At 34.2% G+C, this 21680-nt stretch carries 17 protein-coding genes; 8 read left to right on the forward strand and 9 right to left on the reverse strand.

Going from position 1 to position 21680, the window contains the following annotated elements:
• Position 1: 1 nt before the first annotated feature.
• The gene (locus tag ADHAQ_RS0117700) at positions 2-1897 is read left to right on the forward strand and encodes an amidophosphoribosyltransferase (RefSeq protein WP_026464077.1); all 1896 of its coding nucleotides are present in this window, start codon (positions 2-4) and stop codon (positions 1895-1897) included.
• Positions 1898-2334: 437 nt separating this feature from the next.
• On the opposite strand, the gene ADHAQ_RS26155 is transcribed toward ADHAQ_RS0117700, so the two are convergent.
• Complete coding sequence (locus tag ADHAQ_RS26155; RefSeq protein ID WP_157433450.1) at positions 2335-3522, reverse strand: IscS subfamily cysteine desulfurase; 1188 nt, start codon at positions 3520-3522, stop codon at positions 2335-2337.
• Between the two features lie 126 nt (positions 3523-3648).
• On the opposite strand from ADHAQ_RS26155, the gene mce reads away from it, so the two are divergent.
• The 5 genes from mce (at position 3649) to ADHAQ_RS0117730 (ending at position 10673) form a co-directional block, all read left to right on the forward strand.
• A complete protein-coding gene (mce, locus tag ADHAQ_RS0117710; RefSeq protein ID WP_026464078.1) occupies positions 3649-4050 on the forward strand; it encodes a methylmalonyl-CoA epimerase in 402 nt (133 codons plus the stop codon).
• Between the two features lie 80 nt (positions 4051-4130).
• A complete protein-coding gene (locus ADHAQ_RS27350) occupies positions 4131-4856 on the forward strand; it encodes a glycosyltransferase family 2 protein (protein WP_051360007.1) in 726 nt (241 codons plus the stop codon).
• A 68-nt stretch (positions 4857-4924) separates the two neighbouring features.
• Complete coding sequence (locus ADHAQ_RS0117720) at positions 4925-7267, forward strand: DUF6311 domain-containing protein (protein WP_026464079.1); 2343 nt, start codon at positions 4925-4927, stop codon at positions 7265-7267.
• A gap of 163 nt (positions 7268-7430) precedes the next feature.
• Positions 7431-8843 carry a CCA tRNA nucleotidyltransferase gene (locus ADHAQ_RS0117725; RefSeq protein WP_026464080.1) on the forward strand — a complete coding sequence of 471 codons (1413 nt, stop codon included), beginning with the start codon at positions 7431-7433 and terminating at the stop codon, positions 8841-8843.
• Positions 8844-8924: 81 nt separating this feature from the next.
• On the forward strand, positions 8925-10673 hold the full coding sequence (locus ADHAQ_RS0117730) for a glycosyltransferase family 39 protein (RefSeq protein ID WP_026464081.1): 1749 nt from the start codon (positions 8925-8927) through the stop codon (positions 10671-10673).
• A gap of 31 nt (positions 10674-10704) precedes the next feature.
• On the opposite strand, the gene ADHAQ_RS0117735 is transcribed toward ADHAQ_RS0117730, so the two are convergent.
• The 4 genes from ADHAQ_RS0117735 to ADHAQ_RS28195 all read right to left on the reverse strand — a co-directional run bounded on the left by ADHAQ_RS0117735 (position 10705) and on the right by ADHAQ_RS28195 (position 12637).
• On the reverse strand, positions 10705-11436 hold the full coding sequence (locus ADHAQ_RS0117735) for a glycosyltransferase family 2 protein (RefSeq protein WP_211240592.1): 732 nt from the start codon (positions 11434-11436) through the stop codon (positions 10705-10707).
• Positions 11437-11589: 153 nt separating this feature from the next.
• Positions 11590-11904, reverse strand: a complete 315-nt coding sequence (locus tag ADHAQ_RS27680) for an integrase core domain-containing protein (RefSeq protein ID WP_071781132.1) — start codon at positions 11902-11904, stop codon at positions 11590-11592.
• Positions 11905-12182: 278 nt separating this feature from the next.
• A complete protein-coding gene (locus tag ADHAQ_RS28190; RefSeq protein ID WP_157433452.1) occupies positions 12183-12362 on the reverse strand; it encodes a hypothetical protein in 180 nt (59 codons plus the stop codon).
• Positions 12362-12637, reverse strand: coding sequence for a hypothetical protein (locus ADHAQ_RS28195; RefSeq protein ID WP_157433453.1), 276 nt, complete (start codon positions 12635-12637; stop codon positions 12362-12364). The genes ADHAQ_RS28190 and ADHAQ_RS28195 overlap by 1 nt, the downstream gene beginning before the upstream one ends.
• A gap of 203 nt (positions 12638-12840) precedes the next feature.
• On the opposite strand from ADHAQ_RS28195, the gene ADHAQ_RS26170 reads away from it, so the two are divergent.
• The gene (locus tag ADHAQ_RS26170; RefSeq protein ID WP_051360008.1) at positions 12841-13593 is read left to right on the forward strand and encodes a polysaccharide deacetylase family protein; all 753 of its coding nucleotides are present in this window, start codon (positions 12841-12843) and stop codon (positions 13591-13593) included.
• 533 nt (positions 13594-14126) lie between these two features.
• Here the strand turns inward: ADHAQ_RS26170 and ADHAQ_RS0117755 are convergent.
• Positions 14127-15341 carry a hypothetical protein gene (locus ADHAQ_RS0117755; protein WP_026464084.1) on the reverse strand — a complete coding sequence of 405 codons (1215 nt, stop codon included), beginning with the start codon at positions 15339-15341 and terminating at the stop codon, positions 14127-14129.
• A gap of 358 nt (positions 15342-15699) precedes the next feature.
• A complete protein-coding gene (locus tag ADHAQ_RS28720) occupies positions 15700-15942 on the reverse strand; it encodes a hypothetical protein (protein ID WP_026464085.1) in 243 nt (80 codons plus the stop codon).
• Positions 15943-16715: 773 nt separating this feature from the next.
• Between ADHAQ_RS28720 and ADHAQ_RS0117770 the strand changes: the two genes are divergently transcribed.
• Positions 16716-18284: a glycosyltransferase family 39 protein gene (locus tag ADHAQ_RS0117770; protein WP_026464086.1), complete on the forward strand. Its 1569-nt coding sequence runs from the start codon at positions 16716-16718 to the stop codon at positions 18282-18284.
• A 375-nt stretch (positions 18285-18659) separates the two neighbouring features.
• On the opposite strand, the gene ADHAQ_RS0117775 is transcribed toward ADHAQ_RS0117770, so the two are convergent.
• Positions 18660-21158: a GIN domain-containing protein gene (locus tag ADHAQ_RS0117775; RefSeq protein ID WP_026464087.1), complete on the reverse strand. Its 2499-nt coding sequence runs from the start codon at positions 21156-21158 to the stop codon at positions 18660-18662.
• A 4-nt stretch (positions 21159-21162) separates the two neighbouring features.
• Positions 21163-21501 carry a PadR family transcriptional regulator gene (locus tag ADHAQ_RS0117780; protein WP_026464088.1) on the reverse strand — a complete coding sequence of 113 codons (339 nt, stop codon included), beginning with the start codon at positions 21499-21501 and terminating at the stop codon, positions 21163-21165.
• Positions 21502-21680: the final 179 nt, after the last annotated feature.

Raw genomic sequence — 21680 nt, forward strand, 5'->3', positions numbered from 1 at the left:
TATGAGTGATGCAATAAAACATGAATGTGGTATAGCTCTCATCCGGCTGCGTAAACCCATTCAATATTATGTTGAGAAATACGGTACTGCCATGTACGGCATTAACAAGTTGTACTTGTTAATGGAAAAACAACACAACCGAGGTCAGGACGGGGCAGGGGTAGCCAGTATTAAAATTGATGCCGCTCCCGGTTCAGAATATATTTCACGCTATCGTTCAGTTAAAAACCGCGCCATTAATGACATCTTCGGGAAGATTAGTGATACTTTAGCCAAGCTTAAGAAAAGATTTCCGGAGAAGGCACAAGACCCGGAGTGGTTAAAGAAAAACATGCCTTTTCTGGGTGATGTTTACCTGGGGCACTTACGTTATGGAACTCACGGTCTTAACAGTATTGATAACTGCCACCCAATGGTTCGGGAAAATAACTGGCGCAGCCGTAGTTTAGCAGTTGCCGGTAATTTTAATATGACCAATGCTGATGAATTATTTAACGCCCTGTTAGAGATTGGTCAGCATCCTCGCCATACCAGCGATACCGTAACGGTTTTGGAAAAAATGGGCCATTTCTTAGACGAAGAGAATCAAGAGCTCTTCGAAAACTACAAAAAATCCTATTACACCAATACTCAAATCACGCAATTAATAGAAGAAAACCTGAACCTGCAGCGTGTTTTGCGCCGGGCTTGTAAGGATTTTGATGGCGGTTATGCCATGGCTGGTTTAACTGGTTACGGCGCTTCATTTGTAGTACGTGATCCACACGGCATTCGTCCGGCTTATTATTATATAGATGAGGAGGTAGTAGTAGTAGCTTCTGAAAAACCTGCTATTAAAACAGCTTTTGGCATTGAGTATTCTGAAATAAAAGAAATTACGCCTGGCCATGCTTTAATAGTCAATAAAAATGGAGGAACCCGGGAATTAGAAATTCTTCCGGAGGAAAATAAAACCTCCTGCAGTTTCGAGCGCATTTATTTTTCCAGGGGCAATGACCCGGAGATTTATAATGAGCGCAAAAATATGGGCAAGCTGCTTTGCGAGCAGGTACTGAAGGCTGTAGATTACGATTTAAAAAATACGGTCTTTTCTTATATTCCAAATACAGCTGAAACTGCCTGGATAGGCATGATGAAAGGCATTGAAGATCATTTACGGGATTACCGCAGAAAAGCCATTCAAAAAGGAATAGAGTCTGAAGAAGAGCTGGAACGGATTTTAGCATTAAAGCCAAGGGCTGAAAAGCTGGTTATTAAAGATGCCAAGATGCGGACCTTTATTACCGATAACGACAACCGGGATGATCTGGTAGCCCACGTATATGATACTACCTATGAGGTAATCAATAAAGGAGTTGATACCATTGTGATGATAGATGATTCTATTGTACGGGGTACTACCTTAGAGAAAAGTATTATTAAAATGCTGGATCGTTTAGGTCCTAAGAAAATAATTATTGTTTCTTCTGCGCCACAAATCCGGTACCCGGATTGCTATGGCATTGATATGTCCCGATTGAAAGAGTTTGTTGCTTTCCGGGCCATGCTGGAGCTGTTAGAAGATCGTCATTTAGATCATAAACTGGATGAGGTGTATGATAAGTGCCGGGCTGCAGATGGCCGAGCCGAGTTTAAACGTAGAAACTTTGTGCAAGAGCTTTTCGATTTATTTACGGATGAAGAAATTTCTGCTAAGGTTTCAGAAATTGTAAGAGCCCCTGAAGTAAATGCGGAAGTTGAGGTAATTTATCAGACTATAGAAAATTTACATAAAGCTTGCCCTAATCATACCGGCGATTGGTATTTTACAGGTAACTACCCAACACCTGGGGGTAATAAAGTTGTAAATCGGGCTTTTATGAATTTTATGGAGAAAAAAGAAGTAAGAGCTTATTAATCAATAAAAACAAAAGTAAAGCCCTGGTTACTTCTGGTAGCCAGGGCTTTTTATTAAATAAATTTTTCATTTTACTTATGTTAGAAACATACAGAAGCGCCTTATAAAATGCTTCTTTATTTATACATATTGTTTGTGTTCTAACATGAAAAATCATCGCTGCACCCGCAGGTTTGGGTGGCAGATTAGTTGTTAAAAAAAGGTTTTGCCGTTTAATTTACCTGATAATTTGAACGCAGTACTGGCTAAATAAAAAAGCTCTTCCTCTCCAATATTATTTTTATTCCCCTGTCTTCAATTTCCTAATCCAAAGGTTCCAGGTCCTGAATAAAGCCAGGTAGGTGAGATCAGCTTGAGTCGCTGCCACCAACTACAAAAGGCTACCGCTTTCGTTTTATTATTTAAGGAGATGGAACTTTTCTGCCATTTTACTGAATTTAGGATAATGCCTTATTGAAATTTTTCCCATAGGGGGACAGGTTCCGTAATTTATTAACTACTTCAGTCACGTGGGTGATGGCATAATCGATCTGGTCATCGGTCGTAAAACGGCCTAGGCCAAAACGTAATGAAGCATGAGCTAAGTCATCGCTCAAACCTATTTCTTTTAATACATATGATGGCTCCAGCGACGCCGAGGTACAAGCTGATCCGGAAGAAACCGCCAGATCTTTTACTCCCATCATCAAACCTTCTCCTTCCACATATTTAAAAGAAATATTAGTCACGTGTGGTAATCGGTGTACCCGCGACCCATTTACAAAAGCCTCTTCAATGTTTAATAACCCAGCTTCCAAGCGGTCGCGTAAGCGAGATACATGGGCCATATCTTTGTCCATTTCCAGACGGGCTATTTCACAAGCGTTGCCTAAGCCTACAATACCCGGCACATTTAAAGTGCCTGAACGCATTCCCCGTTCATGGCCACCACCATCCATTTGAGCGGTAACTTTTACCTGAGGGTTTTTTCGGCGTACATACAAGGCACCAACACCTTTAGGACCGTACATTTTATGAGCACTGAAAGCCAGCAGGTCAATACCATCTGCTTCTACGTCAACCGGAATTTTACCTACTGCCTGGGTAGCATCGGTCATAAATAACACCCGGTGTTTTTTAGCTAAAGCCGAAATTTCGCGTATTGGCTGTATAACACCTACCTCATTGTTGCCATACATAATAGAAATCAGGATGGTTTTATCAGTAATAGCGGCTTCTAATTCTTGTAAATCAATCAGGCCCGCTTCATTTACTTTTAAGTAAGAAACTTGTCCGCCTAACTTTTCCAGGTGTTTACAAGTATCTAGTACAGCTTTGTGCTCTGTAGTGGCTGTAATTATGTGGTTACCTTTAGACGCGTACATTTCGAACACGCCTTTAATAGCCAGGTTGTCCGACTCAGTAGCACCCGAGGTAAAAATTATTTCTTTTGGGTTACAGTTGATTAAAGCTGCTATTTGTTCGCGGGCATAATCTACGGCCTCCTCTGCGGCCCAGCCAAAGGCGTGGTTCCGGGAAGCGGCATTTCCAAAGTGTTCCGTCATGTAAGGAATCATGGTTTCCAGCACGCGAGGATCAATGGGAGTGGTAGCATTATTATCTAAGTATATAGGTAACTTAAGCATAGTTGTCTCTTTATAGTAACTGCTATTCTTAATTAGAAAACAGATGGGTGCTTGAATGAGTTTTACTATAGAAACAAAATTAACCAAATTAAACTAAAAATATCTAGGTTAAAATAAAGATCCAGAATGAAGAAAATTGAACATATTGGGATTGCTGTAAAAGATTTTAGCGCCTCTAACGGCTTGTTTTATAAATTATTGGGTGAAGAGCCCTATAAGACTGAAATTGTGGAGTCTGAGAAAGTATCTACCTCTTTTTTCAGAATTGGCGAAACCAAAATCGAGTTATTGGAAGCCATGGATGAGGATAGTCCGGTAGCTAAATTTTTAGAAAAGCATGGCGAAGGAATCCATCACATCGCTTTTGAGGTAGAGGATATTCTAACTGAAATGGATCGCTTAAAAAAGGAAGGTTTCCAATTATTAAGCGACATACCAAAACCGGGAGCCGATAATAAATTAGTATGTTTTGTGCATCCTAAAAGTGCTAATGGTATTCTTATAGAGCTTACGCAAGAGATTAAATAGAGCATTTTAAAAATTTCAATGTGCTGCTTTTTTAATATTTTATACCAACTTTAAGCAATCGTTAACCAACTTAAAGTTTAGTGCGGCAGTTAGATATTATTGTGCCTTGTTACAACCCACTTCCAAATTGGGCTGAAACGATAATAGTATATCTTAATAATCTTAAGAAGTTATTAAGCTTTACAGAATTACATTTATATCTGGTTAATGACGGATCTAGTCAAGGGATTAATTCATCTGATTTAGCCTTGTTGAAGGCTTCACTTGATAATTTCACTTATATCTCATTGCCTAAAAACATGGGTAAAGGCTATGCTTTGCGGAAAGGAGTAGAACTGGCCAATCATGACTTCTTTATATATACAGATGTAGATTTTCCTTATTTAGAGGAGAGTTTTATTCAGGTTTATAATGCCTTATTAGAGGATAAAAATGATGTGGTGGTAGGAATAAGGGATGAAAATTATTATTTAGAAATGACTGGATTTAGGGCCGTACTTTCTAAATTATTAAAATTAATAAATAATAAATTATTCCAATTACCTATTAATGATACCCAATGCGGCATCAAAGGCTTTAATAGAAATGGGCGTGATATTTTTCTTAAAACCGTAATTCCAAGATACCTTTTTGATTTAGAATATATTTTTTTGGCGACACATGGCTCAAATATAAAATTAACTTCAGTACCTGTTAAATTGCGTGCTGGAGTCACTTTTCGTAAATTTGATTTAAAAATATTATTTACTGAAGGTAGTAGTTTTATTAAGTTTGTGATTTCTTCCTTTTTGCAAAGAAGTAAATAATAGGTACATTCTTCTAATATACAAGTTGTAGTTCCCTGACAAAAAGAAGTTTTTCCTGTTTTCATTAAATGATTAATCTTAAAGCAATTGTAGTTCTAATACTTACTATTAGTGTAATTGTCTGCCTTCTGTTTCGGGGGGTGATCTTTTACCCAAATGATTATTTGTTTGCACCATATTTTGATGGTATTAAAAACTACTACACTTTTATTTATTATATATTATTTGACAAAGGGTTTCAATTTTCAGGAATGAATTATCCTTTTGGAGAACATATAATTTTTACAGATAATCAACCTTTATTTGCTTATCCAATACGATTAATAAATACGTATTTATTTGATATATCCGATCATTTAATAGGCATCTTTAATTATATCATTTTAACATCATTTCTAATTGGGGGTATTATTGTTTATGCAATTTTGCGGTCCTGTTTATTACCTAATTGGTATAGCCTTATTGCAGCCGTTATTATTGTATTTTTTTCACAGCAAAATGTAATGTTTGGGCCCTACTACGGGGCCTATGCCTTATCTTATTGTTGGGTTATACCATTACAATGGTTATTAATTTTAAAATCTTATAAAACCAATAGAACTAGAAGTGTTCTCCCCATAACACTAGTGTTTTTCTTGATTGGATTTATTCATCCTTACTATTATTTAAGTGGTTTACTACTGGTTGTTTTTCATTTAATATTTAATAAAAAAGTATTTGAAAGATATTTAAAGTTTACTGCATGCCAAATTTTCCTAGCCGTTGCACCTATTATTGCTTTTAAGGCTTTTTTATTTTTTTCGGATGCTTCAATTGATAGGCCAGAAACACCTGTGGGTTTAACAGAATTCAGAGGAGAAGTTGGAGATATCTTTTACCCTTGGAATTCTTTTACTGCACATTATTTGCAGCCAATTTTAGGATTTAAAAAACTAACAAATAACGGTTATGGCTATGTTGGCCTGGTAGGCACTTTATGTTTGGTTTTAACTTTTATCAATAGGTTTAAATATCTGATACAAAAAAAAGTTGATAATATATTTAAGCCAGTGTTACCATTTCCTTTACGCCTGGGGCTATTCCCAGCTATTGCAATTGCTCTTTTTGCCTTAGGTTTTCCATTTAAAATTGGACTAGAATTTCTATATGATTATTTGCCATTTTTAAAGCAGTTCAGAGTCTTAGCTAGGTTTCTCTGGATTTTCTATTATTTATTTTCAGTTTATATGGCCTTTTATTTTTATCAACTTTATAGGTTCTTAAGGATTCAGGGCTATCCTAAATTAGCACTTCTTTTTTTAGTATTTATCTTAATAGGGTGGGCTATAGAGGCAAAGATTAATATTGCAGAAACAGCTTTTCTCGTGCGCCAAAATAATGTTGCCGATGCATTTATTGGAGTGAAAAAAGAAAATATCAAAATTTCAGAAATAAATAAATTTAATGATGTATTTGTAGAGCTTAAAAACATTCGGTTCAAAGAAATTTTAAATACCAATGGGTATAATCCTGAAGATTTTCAGGCTATTTTACCATTCCCATATTTTACTGCGGGTTCTGAGAAAATTACTTTTCAACCATTAAAAGCTATGCCAATTGCAATGGCTGCCTCCATTCAGACAAGCTTACCATTAATAAATGGGATGATGTCAAGAACTTCTCTAGAGGTAGCATTAAAAACAATCCAACTCCTTAGTAACAATATTATTCAAAAGGAATTAATTGATTATTTCCCATCAGATAAACCAATCTTGCTTATTGTAGTTAAGGGTGATCTTCAATATTTTGAAAAAGATCTAATTCAAAAAGGGGAGTTGATTTTTATAAGTAATAGTTTATCTCTCTATAAATTGCCATTATCTGCATTCAAAGAAAATAATATTGAGAAAGAATACAAGGAGTTCCTGGAAAGAAAAGACTCCCTTTATAAAACAAATGTTATCTATACAACAGATTCAAGCTCAAGCTATATTTATTCTGGATTTAATAATAACAAATCGACAAAGTTTTTATTTACGGAAGGAGCTTTAACAGCTAAAGTAGGTCCACTCCAGCTTTATAAAGGATTAGTTCCAAATGTCAAAAGTGGCAACAAACAATATGTTTGTTCAGTTTGGGTAAATCTTAGTGCAAAATCACCATTAGGTAATTTAAAATATATACAAACAAATGAGTTAAACCAAATTGTGGATTCAAAGGATATAGCTATATCAAATTGTATTGAAATATACAAAGATTGGGTCAACGTTTCTTTTTCCTTCAAACTCCAAAGTCCAAATAATAAAATTAGAATTTTTATAGAAGGTAAAGATATTATTGCAGATGAGTTTCTGGTAAGACCTAGTAACCATAAAATTTATATGATTACTCCTCAGAAATATGTTATTTTTAATAATTATTTTCTTCAATAGTTAAATAATATTCAAAGATTAACTAGTCTTCTTATCTACTAATAAAAAATAAAAATTTTGTTAAGATAAAAGTCGCAATTTTGCACATATATTTTTCTTATAAATAGTAATAAAGTTTTCTTCTTGCTTTTCATGAGATAAGCAAGTTTTAATTTGAGTATAAATGCAATCTATTAAGTTACCGGACCATAAAATTTTTCCTGTTGTAGCCAATGCGGCAGCCAGCCTAAACGTATCGGCCTATGTCATTGGTGGTTTTGTCCGGGATTTAGTGCTAAAACGACCCTCTAAAGATATAGATGTGGTTTGTGTCGGTAATGGAATAAAACTAGCTGAAGAAGTTTCTAAACTTTTACCTGGAAAACCTAAAGTTACTGTTTTTAAAAACTTTGGGACTGCTATGCTGCGGACTGATGATTGGGAAGTTGAATTTGTCGGGGCCAGAAAAGAGTCTTACCAACGGCATTCCCGTAAGCCAGATGTAAAGGTAGGGACTTTACAAGATGATCTGGAACGCCGTGATTTTACTATAAATGCCTTAGGCATTAGTTTAAATCAGGAGGACTACGGTACTTTGGTTGATGCGTTTGAAGGCATGCAGGATATTAAACGAAAAGTAATACGTACTCCCTTAGAACCGGGTATTACCTTTTCTGATGATCCGTTGCGGATGATGCGGGCCATCCGGTTTGCCACCCAATTACAATTTGATATAGATCCGGATACTTTTGATGCCATAATTGCCCATAAGGAGCGAATTCAGATAATCTCTAAAGAGCGGGTCATTGATGAGTTAAACAAAATCGTTATGTCGGAAACACCTTCTTATGGATTTAAGCTGTTGTTTCATGCCGGTTTATTGCAGGAGATATTTCCCAAAATGGCTGATTTGCAAGGAATTGAAACCATAAATGGCAATTCTCACAAAGATAATTTTTACCATACCTTACAAGTGCTCGATAATGTAGCCAAGGTAACCAAGGATATATGGGTGCGTTGGGCGGCTATTATGCATGATATTGCCAAACCCGATACTAAACGCTATTCGCCAAAAGTAGGGTGGACTTTTCATGGACATGAAGATAAGGGTGCCCGCATGGTACCTAAACTTTTCCAGGAACTGCGTTTACCACAGAATGAAAATATGCGTTTTGTTCAGAAATTAGTGCGGTTGCATTTGCGTCCTATAGCCTTGGTGAAAGAAACGGTTACAGATTCGGCGGTTAGAAGATTATTATTTGAAGCAGGGGAAGATATTGATGCCCTGATGCAACTTTGCCGGGCTGATATTACCTCCAAGGATCATAATCGGGTAAAGCGGTATTTGCAGAATTTTACCGAAGTGGAGGAGAAACTACGGCAAGTAGAGGAGAGTGATAAACTGCGAAACTTCCAACCTGTAATAACGGGGGAAGTTATTATGGAAACCTTTGGTTTAAAACCTTCCCGCGAAGTTGGCATATTAAAAGATGCCATTACAGAAGCTATTCTGGAAGGAGAAATTCGAAATGAATATCCGGAAGCTTATAATTTCTTGTTGGAAAAAGGTAGGGCAATGGGCTTGTCGCAACCTTAATATTTCCTATGTGATATAGTTTTGCTACTCCAATTAATCCGAAATGCTTCTATAAATTTTGCCAGCTAAAAAAAAACAATTTTGGAAACTAACAGAGTTATCATTAGATATTTTCTAGCAGTTTTAGTTTTCATTCTATTCTTAATCTGTTTATATCTTAGCTTAATTTTTCTTTTAACAGGTTATTCTGATGTATTAAAACTTAATAATGTTGGATATAAAAATGTTGCATTTGATCATTTTGAAATTTCACTAGAAAGAAGACCATATGAATTACTTGTAGGTATAATTTGGGTTTCAACTTTATTTTTATCCTTGCTTTTTATTCATGGGATTACAATTGAAAATTGGGTAAGAAAGGAGCTTGGTGCAATTTTGCGGCAATTTTACAATATAATCAATAAATCTTGCAGATTTGTAAGAAATCAACATATTACTGACAAAGCTAATTTTATATTTTTAATCATCCTGATCTTATTAGTAAGATATTTTTATTTGGAGCGTTATTACTTTACTACTGATGAAGTTGCCTCATTTGATTGTTTTGTAAAAGAAGGGCCTTTGGCTGTAGTGGCATATTACCCTATTCCCAATAACCATATCTTAAGTAATTTTATTAGTACTGCCTTTTCCCACTTGAGTAGTAATGAAATTTTTATAATGCGTTTTCCAACGTTTCTGATAAGTGCGGGTGGAACGTTGTTAATGTATTTTATTATAGCCAGATATTTTGGTTTTGAAAAAGCTTCTTTTTGCATAATAATTTTCAGCTTCTCTGGAGTAGGAATATTTTATTCAATTGCTGGAAGAGGATATTTTCTGCTTACTATTTTGGCTTTTATAAATTTCTTTTCAATGCTAAGGATTATGTATAAACCAAATAAACACAAGCTATATTGGTTTATATTTATTATTTCAAGTCTATTAGGCTTTTATACGGTTCCCACATTTCTTTACTCATTTAGTTCTACATTTCTTATTTCTTCTTTTTATTTTTTAATAAAAAGAAGAAAAACAGAAGGTTTAAAATTATTAGTAAGTATAATAATTATTGGTACAGCTACTCTTCTATTATATATTCCAGTTATAGCTATTTCTGGATTAGATGCTTTAATAAATAATAAGTTTGTTCGGCCTATGGAATGGGAAACCTTGTGGGCTACTTTTCCCCAGTATTTTAATTATACAGAAGGATGGCTTTTAGGGCAGGAGCGGTTAGGGAAATATTTTATAATATTTATAGTTATTTTGTCAGCTATAAAAATATATCAAGACAAAGAAGAGAACTCATTCTTAAAATTTGCTTTACCTAGTTTATTCTCCTTTTTCTTCCCCTATTGTCTTATGTTCCTGCACAAAACATTTGCACCGGAAAGGTCACTCTTCTATAAGTCTATATACTTGTATTTTGTAGCAGTTATTCTATCTTTTTGGTTTTTGAAAAGCTTAAAAGAGAAATATAAGGTATTACTTGTTAGTATTATAGTATTGGCATACAGTAGCTACCAAATATATTATGTTGAGAAATCACTTTCAGAATTAAATCCTAAAGAAATAGGACGAAAAATTACGTTTCAGTGGTTACTTAAGAATAATGCTAAACAACTATTGGTATTAGATGCACCATATGCTTTATTTTTAAATCATTATTTCAAAACAGCAAATATGCCTTGTAAAATTTATTTAGAAGATAATGGGATTGTTAAATACGATTTCGTAGTGATGTCTCAAAATTTAAACGAGGAGGTTATCAATCTTTCTTTAGTTTTAGGGAAAGAAGTTTATAAAAATGAATCTATAAAAATATTTGAAGTGATAAGTGACCAATAAGGAAACTATCAATTTTGCTATTTACATAAAATTAGGTTCTTTTTAGAATTCCATACTTAATAATGCATAAGATAGCTCTTATTCCGTCCTTCCAATTTATCTTTTTCCCTTCTTCATAAGTTCGGCCATAATAGGATATCCCAACCTCATAAATTCTTATCTGAGGGATTTTTGAAATTTTTATTGTTATTTCTGGTTCAAACCCAAACCTATTCTCCCTTAATAAAATAGTTTGTAAAGTAATTGTATTAAATAGTTTATAACAGGTTTCAATATCAGTTAAATTTAAGTTAGTAACTAAATTAGATAATGAAGTGATAAGTTTGTTGCCGACAGAATGCCAAAAGTAAAAGGTTCTATGGGGACAAGCTCCTATAAAGCGAGAGCCGTATACTACGTCCGCAAATCCGCGGATAACTGGCTTTAATAAACGGTTGTATTCTTGAGGATCATATTCAAGATCTGCATCCTGAATAATTAAAAATTCTCCTGTAGCTTTAGGAATTCCTGTTCGTAGAGCAGCTCCTTTACCTTGATTTCTCTCATGTTTATAATATTGAACATTCAATGTAGGATTTAAATCTAAATGGTTATTAATAACTTGTTCAGTTTCATCTGTGGAGCAATCATTGATTATTATAATTTCTTTTTCAATTCCGTTGATTAACACCACTTTTTGTATATTTTCTAAGATTTTAGAAATTGTGGCACTCTCGTTATAAACAGGAATAAGAATTGATAACTTCAAAATAATGTTGTTCATCTAATGGTGAAAACGAATTCGTCTAACAATTTTATTTTAAATAAATATAACTTTTAAAGGTTAGTAATAAAAGTTATATATATGATGTATTGAGTAATGTAAGCTCACCCGAAGTTTAGGCCAGTTAAAAGTATAAATTTCAGGTTACAAATTTTAAAATAATTCAGCTGGAGCTTTAAAATAATAGGCCTTATGGGGCCAGTGGTGATTGTAATTAAACACCCATTCTTCCGCCTTTTGCCGGATTTCAGCCAATGTTCTAAACACGAAAGCGTTGAGCAACTCTCTTCGGATGCTGCCGTTGCAGCGATTCGCATAAACATTCTGCATGGGCTTGCCCAGCCGGATAAACAAGAGTTGGATTCTGTTTTCTTTGCACCAGGCTTCAAACCTGTGGCTAATGAACTCCGGCCCGTTATTCACCCGGATAATCTGGAGCAGTCCCCGAAACTTTTTCAGGTATTCCAACTCCCGGATTATCTAAGGCTAAAATAAACAAATCCACCTCCATGGATAGTATTTACTGGTTGTAATTGTCTATAATATTCAAGAGTCGGAACTTACGGTCATCCCACAAGCTATCGCTCATAAAATCTACCGACCATACCTAATTCTTTTTTTGGGAGTAAATAAGCCCTGCTTCACCTGCGCTGGCTGTCGTCTCTAAAGCCTTTTTCTAATGTTGAGTTGCAGGTTAGTGTGGACCGGTATACTTTCTAATGATTAAAAGTATAGTCGCTGCGCCTTTAGCGGTAGCAGCAGGACCAGAAGCCAATAGCCGGGTGCTTTTCTACTAGCCATTGCAACTTTTGTATTAGTTGATTATCATCCCGTTCTTTTAAGTTTGTATGGCTAGCTGCTCCTGGGCAGTAATACTGTCCTATAAGCCTAAGTAAGGATGAATCCCACGATAGCTTTCTTCTCATCAGGTCCTAAACCTTTTTTTTCGACTGCATCCTTTAGCGCGCGGTGGACTAAAGAGAGTTCGAAAAACATACATTTGATGCGGGCTTTCTCTTCCTCCAACTCCTTCATCTTTTTTAGCTCTTTCACCTTCAAACCTGAATAGGGCGGGCGCCACTTGTAAAAGGCGAGAGGTGCTGATGTCTAACCCCCGGCTGAACTCCTGAGCATTGCGGCCGGCTTTATGCTCTTTGAGAGCTTTGATAATTTGTGTTTCGGTAAGGCGGGTCTTTTTCATGCCATCTAAAGTTATTAGTTTTAACTAATTTTAATTGGCCATGATTAGAGGAGCCGATAACTAAGATTCTAATAATGAGAGAGTAAGTAATTATTGTAAATAAAATAATTAATTTAATATCAGAACTAGACACTTTTACTTACATTAAGTTTATTCTTTTAAAATTGTGATTTTTATTTATGATATGATAGTTTAATGTTTCTATGAATAAGAGCTTAATAATCATTTTAGTCTTCTTTATTTTCTCTTGTAAAGAAACAAAATTGCCCCCTTCAGGAATCTGTATTTCTTTTGATGACCGCTCTGTAGATGAATGGTTTGCCATAAAAAATTTATTAAATGAATATGATGCAAAAGTTTCATTTTTTATAACTCAATTTGACTCATTAACTGCATCTGAAATAGTAAAACTTAAGCAGCTAGAAAGTGATGGACATGAAATTGGTAGTCATGGAGCTTTACATGTGGTGTCTGAGTTTTATATAAAAAATAATACTTATAAGGATTATCTGGAGAATGAAATTAATCCAAGTATCAGGTCTATGAAACAGGCTGGGTTCAACATAAAATCATTCGCTTATCCTTATGGGGCAAAGTATTGGTTTACTGATTTTATGTTGTTGCAAAAGTTTGATGTGCTTAGAAGTGTAACTTCTATTAATAAGGAAAAGGATTTAACTTTAATAGATGAAATATATTATGACTTTAATGGGGACCGTACATTATCGGCAATAGGAATTGATACAAATGGAAAGGTAACGAAAGAGATGATTAAAAATGCAATTAAAAGAGCTAGTGACAATAACCAGGTATTAATGGTTTATGGGCATATCCCAATGAGTTCTCCAGCTAGCAATTCTTATGAATTAGATATAGACTTTTTAAAATTTATATTAGTAGAAGCCAAACGAAAAGGACTAGAATTTTATAGATTCAAAGATTTAACAGCTAAATAGATTAGTAAACTAGCATGCTTTTATTTGTTAGAGTATTGAAATTATTGAAAAATTCATATGAATTGAAGATTTTACATCAGCAAAAATATAAAATGGTTGGCTAAAAGGGATTGTTTCTTTAATCAACATACTCTTTCTCCAAGTACAACTAATTCTAACAATTAATTAACTTATAAATGCAAGTTTCTTTTGTTGTATTACATTTAAATATAACTACATGTAATGATCTTTTTCATTTAAATTAATTATTTCTCTTTCTTCCTTCTTGTATTACTAATTTGCAAATTTATTTTGCTGGTAAATTACATGTTCATTTAATTAAATTTGACTCTATTGATTTTTTATGTGAGATTATCCTTATTTGAAAATGAAGTTTTAGCCTTGGTTTTACAACGTCCATATATTGAGTGGCTACCTTTATGTGCTACTATAATCTATGGAATTAAATTCATTATTCCATTATCAGTTTGTTACTTGGAACCTTTTGGTAAAATACCTAATGATAAATAATTATAGCGCCAGCTTATTCTCCATTAATTTTGTATCAGACTTCGAAAGACTTCAAATAAATAAACTTTAGGTAAATTCAATATGAGTGAAGAAAAAAAGAATAATATAATAAATTTATAAGATTTATTAATTGTTGTAGATCTTACTGGATTAATAAGAAAAAGCATAAGGGCTGTGTAAATACATATACTAAATGGCGATAAAAGGCGATAATCGAAGGGATCAAAAGGGGAGTATTTACGAAGTAAAATCAATACAAAAAGGTAGATAAAACCAATTATGCCAAACAAAATACTTAAATTATCTTCTGAAGAAATTTTAGTTAATTCCCTCTTTATAAATCTTAAGTAAATAAAAATCATAATAGAAAATTGAAAGATTGCAGTAACCCAAAAAAGTAAATCTGGATTACTATTCCCCCAATAATAATTTCGAATAACGAAAAGCTCATTAAAAAGACCTACGAATAAATAATAAACAAACAAGCTTGTGCTTTCTCTGTCTGGAAAAAATCTTTCTCCACCAGTTAAGTAGCCTGTTTGTATATAATTATTATACAAATATAATCCGGCTATAGTACTTAGCAGGATAGTTATGGAAAGAAGTTTTAAAGCAGGTTTAAATCTTTTTTTTAAGAGGAACCAGGTGCTAAGTAAACCTAATATTATAAAGCTAAATCCGCCTATGTATCTAATAAAGAACAATAACAAAGAACTTATAAAAAGTAGAATTAGATACTTATTATTGTTTTCATCCTGCATGAAATTATATAAAAGGTATACGAACCATAATAAGCAAAAAATAAAAGGGGGTTCTGACCAGGTATAGGAAAATATTTCCATAAAAGTAAAAGAACACATAATCAGTGTCAATAAATAGGCGTATTCTCTGTTCATTTTCCGAAACAGCAATAAACATAATCCTAAAAAAAAAATATTTACAACCTTTGAAGCCCAAAATACTGGAAGGGATAGAAGATAAGCAAACCCGGAGATAAGGATAGGGTAACCAAGTGGCCAAATAGCAAAGTAGGTTTGGTTTTCTAAGGTTTTTATCTCAGGAATAGGAAGGGTTTTTGAATGGTAAAAGCCTTTTCCATCTAATATATTTTGTGAAACTTCTAAGAACGCATTAGAGTCCGGGTCTCTGTAGCCTGTACTTTCTACAGTTACTCGTAGTATTATAACTGCTGCAATAATAAAAAATAATGCTAATAACTTTAAATCTGAAGTAGACACAAATATTGAATTAGGCTTTGATTTTATTTCTTATAAAATATTATAATAGGTTTTTCAAAAAAGTGATAAATTAAAATATCAATAAGCTATAGCAGCACAAAACCTTTATCGGGGAGGGATTGAATTTAGATATTTTATATTGAACCCAATCAGTATGCATTAGCTGTAATAACAAATCCTTTTCCATCGATAATATTTTGTGCGATTTTCAAAAAAATTTGCTAATCAGGGCTTGCGTATCCTGTTCCTTCAACTCGGGTTCTAATAATGAGAGAGAAAGAAATCATTGTAAATAAAATAATTAATTTAATATCAGAGCTTGATACTTTTACTTAAACTAAGTTTATCAAGAACATGTTTAGTAAAGGTTAAGTTTGTTTATTTTGTGAATAAGTTGAACAGTAAAAGCTAAGAAATGGAGGGCAATCCAGTGCTGAGCTTTGGTTTCAAATCGGACTAGCAAAGCTTTAAAGCTATCAAGCCAGCCATTAGCCTGCTCAATGACATTTCTTCTTTTAAAGAATTCTTCATAAAAATAAGTAACATCAACTTTAGCTTCTCCATTTCTAGGATTAGGACCAGTATTAGCCTTAATTTTCATTTCAGCTCAAAAGTTTCTAAATACATGGGAATCAAATCCAGCATCTGCATTTAAGAACAAGCCTTCTGTTGAGATACCTGCTTGTTTCAACAAAAAACACAATTCCTTAAATATTAATTCTATTTCAAATAAATCAGGATGTGCTCCTGATACGGGTAAACTACACGCTAACATCTGTCATTTATTATCTGCCAAAAACAAACTGTTACAAATAGTGGCTGCTTTTCTGCTTTGTTACCCCATATCTCCGCCATGCTTACAAATAGTTTGGCTGCCATCCAGTTGCACACATGATAAATATAGCAACTGACGCTGGCTTTTAAGCAGTCCTTACCAAAGGCTTTTAAAACTACCATCTTTAGCCCACTTCCTAAAATGATGATATACCCCTTGCCAGTTGATAGTTTTATTGGAAAATAATTCTTTAATGTTAATTCCCTCCATTGACATTCCTTCCTAACTTAAGCCGCTAAAGTATATCCGCTGACGCTACCTGTAATTTACTTCCTCTTTTCCCTTTGCTTAAATAAGGGACTATCCATCTATTTATTTTATCTTCGCTTAATACTGCCATCGGAATAGGGATTGGTCTAAAGTGTCTTCGTAAATCCTTTTACACCCTTATTCTTTTGCCAGTTCATTTACTTTAATCAACTTCTAATACTTCCTTTAATATTAAAAACTAAACAGTAAATTAATATTAAAGGAAGTAATAAAACAAAAGTACCGGAAGAATTTAGAATAGGAAATCTTTAAAAGAGTATTATATAGTCATGCGTATTATTCCTAAGGTTGTTGTAATGACCTTTTTTATTATGTTCCTTATAATAGGATTAATCTGTTATAAAGATTATGGGTTATCCTTTGATGAGGAAGCAGAACGTTTGACAGGCTTAGTAACTTTAAAATATTTGTTGCAGCTTTTTTATCCAAAAGGTTTAAATTTGGTTGAGAATATTAACAATATTCCTCAATTAAATGTATATGTTGATCGTATTTATAGCCCTCATTTTCAACTTACATGTTTATTATTTAAAGAAATATTTAGTGTAAAAGGAACTCGTGATACCTTTCTTTTAAGCCATCTAATTAATTTTCTTGTTTTTTATATTGGTGTAGTTCTTTTCTACAAAATCCTTAAAGAAAAATTTTATGATTGGAAAATTTGCCTTTTCGGAACTGCACTATTGGTTTTAAGTCCCCGTATCTTTGCTGACTCTTTTTATAATTCGAAGGATATTGTATTTCTAACAGCAAGTTTGTTATGTTGTTACACCTTCATTATTTATTTTAAGAACAGGAAATTTAAATATCTGGTATATCATGCTTTTACTTCTGCTTTAGCTATTGATATTCGAATCATGGCATTGCTTTTTCCCTTTCTAACTTTTGTTTTCATTTTCTTGGAAAAGATTCAAAACAAAAGAAATTTTTCAATAAGACAAGCTGTTCTAGCTAGTACTTCATATTGTTTGCTATTAACTTTTTTTGTCTGGCTACTTTGGCCATATTTATGGGAGAGCCCGTTAAATAATTTTTTAGCAATATTTAATAAGTTAAACAGAAACGGTATGATAGGTCATGTTTTATTTAACGGACAAATATTAACTTTTAATAATTTACCGTGGTATTATATCCCAGAGTGGATTCTTATTTCTACCCCTGTTATTTATACCTGCTTTTTTATTTTAGGTAATTTTATTTTAATAAAACAAATATTTTTGAATAAGGTTTGTAACCAAGACATTCTTGCGTTCTCTCTTTTTTATATACCTATTATAGCTGTTATATGGATAAATGCAATTTTGTATGATGGTTGGCGCCATTTATATTTCATTTATCCATTTTTTTTAATCATTGTAGTTAAAGGGGGCGTTAATACTTATGAGTATCTAAAAAATAATATGGGGTATTTAGGTAAAAAGTTAATCCCGTTCTTTTGGGGAATTTTTGCGATAAATATGGGGATGGTACTTAAATTTATGATTGAATCCCATCCATACCAAAATGTATATTTTAATGAGTTGATAAATAAAAATAATATTCAACAAAAATTCGAACTTGACTATTGGGGTTTGTCACATAGACAAGCACTAGAATTTTTATTAAAAAGAGAAACAAATGCTATTGTAAATTTTAATGCATCTAGCGGAGCAGGCGGGTTAAACCTTGAAATATTGAATAAAGATCAAAGAAAAAGATTAAAACATGTGCCATTAAAGGAGGCTACTTATTTTCTTACTGATTATCGTGGTCATCCTGAGCCTTATCTATATCAGGTAGAAGTATATACTATAAATGTTGACGGATTTAAAATCATGTCTGTATTCAAGTTGAAATAATTTAAATTAGGGTTTTCTTAAAAAATAAGCTGTCTTTAATACTAAATTATTTAGGCTATTTATCTTACTTTTATTATTTTATCAATTAAAAATACCTTAAATCATTTATGTTAGTGAAGTGTGCATTGAGTTACTCCCATTCTTAGGACTTTAATGGTATATTAGCCAATAATGAAGGCCTTGCCTTTTTTATAAGTTAATAAGATTGATTATATTTTAAATAAACCAAATCAGCTATTACTAGGCTTTTTTTGAAGAAGCTCCTATTGTTTTCATTAAATCACCCAAATAAATAAAAGGTTAGGAACTTAAGCAATGTACCTGCTATTATTCCTAACCTAAAATAAAACAATATTCTTAATTGTTAAATATAAATTACTCCTTCTCAACCCGCCCCATTCCCGATTCATCGGCGTTCACGTGTTGGGGGTTGCCCCGGTAGGTTACATGGCTCGGACCGGAGACTTCAGCGTCCAGTTTGTTGGTAACATAGACCCGTGCATTACTGGCGCCTGATAAATCTGCTTCTACATCTTCCGCTTTAAACTTACTTGCTTTTACCTGACAGGCACCCGAGGCATCAATTTTTAGTGAGTTGCCGCTGCCGGCAATTTCAGTTTCAGTGGCACCACTGGTATCCACGTTTAATTGCCGGGCTTTTATCGATAAAGCAGTTTGCACGGCACCAGAAGAAGAGAAATTAAATTCATCTGTGTCAAAACCTTTAATATCGGCCCGTACAGCACCGGATAAATCAGCTTCATAAAGTTCCGGTAATGAAATAGTAATAAGTACGGGTTCCTGATCGCCGAAAGAAAACCGGAACAGGTTTTTCTTGGATTTAATGTTTAAAACACCCTCATCATTATTTATTTCCAGGTTGCGAAGCGCATCTTTTTCTCCTCTTACTTTTATTGAATAATTGGATCCTCTTCTAACTTTTAAATGGTAGTTACCACCAACACTGATTTTATTGAAATCAGTATAATCATAAGTCCGGGTGTTGTCACCATATTCATCATCATCCTGTAACGGCGAATCCAACTCTGTCTGATCATTATCCCAATCTTCATTAGCGGAAAGCTGTTCGTTGGCTTCGGAAGTTGAATCTATGGGAGGGCAGTCTAAGCAAATAAATTTATCTTTTTTTACCTGCCACAAGTGTTGGGCTACCTCTTCATTCGAATATTCTTCGTGATCAAAAAATTCGGCAGGAAGCATACTGGAAAAGTTCTCTGATAACTGCAGGGTTTTATTTTCTGGTAATAATAATTTTAAAGATAAATCCTGGTCGCGATAAATGGCATTAGGTTTAAATTTAAAATTATAATCTAAAGTAATAACGGAATCTTCCTGAATGCTGCGGTAAGATACCATCTGTGCATTTTTTATGGCTTCTGATTCGGTTAATCCTTTGGCAGAAAAGGTTTGAAATAACCTGATTTCGTTACCATTATACCCTTGAATTTCTAAATTGGCGCGTCCATCCCGGAAAGCTCCGGTATCACGTGCTTTTAATAATACTGTTTGGTAAGTAGCTACCGGAAAAGTTTTTTGGGCAGTAAATTCTCCAAATTCCCGGAAATCGTTGCGGAAATCAATAATAGCTAATACCAAAACAAATAAGCCTAATATCCAGATAGCCAACATAGACCAACCTACGGAAGGTCGGATAAAAAACCTTTTTAATAATAAGCCTAATCCAAGAATTAAAAAAAGGATGCAAGGAATTAGTAAGGTGAAAAAGCCGGATACGATACCAAAGTTAGGAAAGGACTTAAAAAAAATATCCAAAGGAACATCGTTCATTTCCAGAAAAGAGGAGCCATCGATAACGTTTAAGGCAGTGGCGGCTATTACAAACAAGGCGAATATGAAGGTCCCGGCCATAAATAGTAGTAACACGCCAGCTAAAATACGTACCAACGTAACTAGGAAATGAGCCAACGGAGAAAGGATGCGGGCCAATACCTGGATGACTTGGGCTACCATTCTTATTGGGAAGAGAATAATGCGGGCAAATGTACTTTCCCGGCCATCTTCGTCTTTCATCCGCAAGTTTGTTTTCAGAGATTCTTCAATGCCTGAAAGTGTAATAGGATTGCCTTGCATCTGGGCCCGATCGGTAAAAGAGGTGGCTTCAGGTAAAATTATCCATAACACGATATAGATCAATAAGCCGCCGCCGCCAAGAAAAGCTGAAATAAGAAATATTAACCGGATTACAGCTACATCTAAACCAAAGTACAGCGCCATGCCACTTGCTACACCACCTAACTTTTTATCATCCGGGTTCCGGAATAATTTACGGGTAGCAGTTTCTGGTAAAACAGTACTCTTAGGAAAGGCTATCCAGCAGGCAATGTATATAAATATAATAAGGGCAGCCGGAACACCGCCGGGAATAGCAAAAAGAAAAGTTAAAAATACAAATGCCAGCCGCGTCCATAAAGGATCAACAGTCAGGTAATTGGCAATGCCAGCCGCTACCCCAGCAATAACTTTCCTTTTCTCGTCCCGGAAGATCTTCCTGGAAGTAGGTTCTTCCTGACTTTTATACCCTTGATTAGCAGAATTCAAAGTAGAATACTCCACCTCTGGTTCTTCTTCCAGCGTCTGAAAGTCTTTAACGCTGCCCATTTGAGTTATCAAGGCCTGCACATCGTCGCGGGTAATAACCTGTTTGCTGGGATTAAGTTTGGTAAAGAATATTTCGGCTATTCGGGCTTCTATATCGGCAATAATTTCTTCATGTCCTTCATACGCTGAGAAATATTTTTTTATGGCTGCTAAATATTGACTCAGTTGTTCATACCCATCCTCCTCAATATGAAAAATCATGCCTTGTAAGTTGATGCTGATATTTTTTTTCATGGCTTTAGGATGCTTTATTATTATTGGTAATGTGTTCAATGGAGGCTACTACTTCTTTCCAGGTCTGCCGGAGCTGCTCCAGAAACTCGGTGCCAATAGCCGTTAACTTATAATATTTCCGGGGAGGCCCGGAGGTCGATTCGACCCAGGAATAATCAAGAAGTCCTGCGTTTTTTAGCCGGGTTAGTAACGGGTAAAGCGTGCCTTCTACAACAATCATCTTGGCTGCCGTTAACTCATCTAGCATATCAGAAGCATAGACTTCACCTCGAGAGATTATCTCCAAAATGCAGTATTCCAGAATTCCTTTCCGCATCTGCACCTGTGTGTTTTCTACTTTCATGCTGGTTGTGGTTAAATAATGAACAAATATAATAGCAGGTACTATGTAAAGCAAGGTACTTGAGAAATAAATTTTTGTTTAATATGAAAGAAGAGTTTTTTATTTAAAATTTTAGAAACTATTACCCCGGTCGGTTAGTTAGCAGAAGGTTGGCAAAATAAAGGAAGTACAAACAATAC

Source organism: Adhaeribacter aquaticus DSM 16391, from assembly GCF_000473365.1.
Taxonomy (GTDB): domain Bacteria; phylum Bacteroidota; class Bacteroidia; order Cytophagales; family Hymenobacteraceae; genus Adhaeribacter; species Adhaeribacter aquaticus.

Coding starts and splice junctions, on each gene's coding strand:
- ADHAQ_RS0117700 (WP_026464077.1), top strand. CDS start 2: ATGAGTGATGCAATAAAACATGAATGTGGTATAGCTCTCATCCGGCTG.
- ADHAQ_RS26155 (WP_157433450.1), bottom strand. CDS start 3,522: ATGCTTAAGTTACCTATATACTTAGATAATAATGCTACCACTCCCATT.
- mce (WP_026464078.1), top strand. CDS start 3,649: ATGAAGAAAATTGAACATATTGGGATTGCTGTAAAAGATTTTAGCGCC.
- ADHAQ_RS0117720 (WP_026464079.1), top strand. CDS start 4,925: ATGATTAATCTTAAAGCAATTGTAGTTCTAATACTTACTATTAGTGTA.
- ADHAQ_RS0117725 (WP_026464080.1), top strand. CDS start 7,431: ATGCAATCTATTAAGTTACCGGACCATAAAATTTTTCCTGTTGTAGCC.
- ADHAQ_RS0117735 (WP_211240592.1), bottom strand. CDS start 11,436: ATGAACAACATTATTTTGAAGTTATCAATTCTTATTCCTGTTTATAAC.
- ADHAQ_RS28190 (WP_157433452.1), bottom strand. CDS start 12,362: ATGAGAAGAAAGCTATCGTGGGATTCATCCTTACTTAGGCTTATAGGA.
- ADHAQ_RS28195 (WP_157433453.1), bottom strand. CDS start 12,637: ATGAAAAAGACCCGCCTTACCGAAACACAAATTATCAAAGCTCTCAAA.
- ADHAQ_RS26170 (WP_051360008.1), top strand. CDS start 12,841: ATGAATAAGAGCTTAATAATCATTTTAGTCTTCTTTATTTTCTCTTGT.
- ADHAQ_RS28720 (WP_026464085.1), bottom strand. CDS start 15,942: ATGAAAATTAAGGCTAATACTGGTCCTAATCCTAGAAATGGAGAAGCT.
- ADHAQ_RS0117770 (WP_026464086.1), top strand. CDS start 16,716: ATGCGTATTATTCCTAAGGTTGTTGTAATGACCTTTTTTATTATGTTC.
- ADHAQ_RS0117775 (WP_026464087.1), bottom strand. CDS start 21,158: ATGAAAAAAAATATCAGCATCAACTTACAAGGCATGATTTTTCATATT.
- ADHAQ_RS0117780 (WP_026464088.1), bottom strand. CDS start 21,501: ATGAAAGTAGAAAACACACAGGTGCAGATGCGGAAAGGAATTCTGGAA.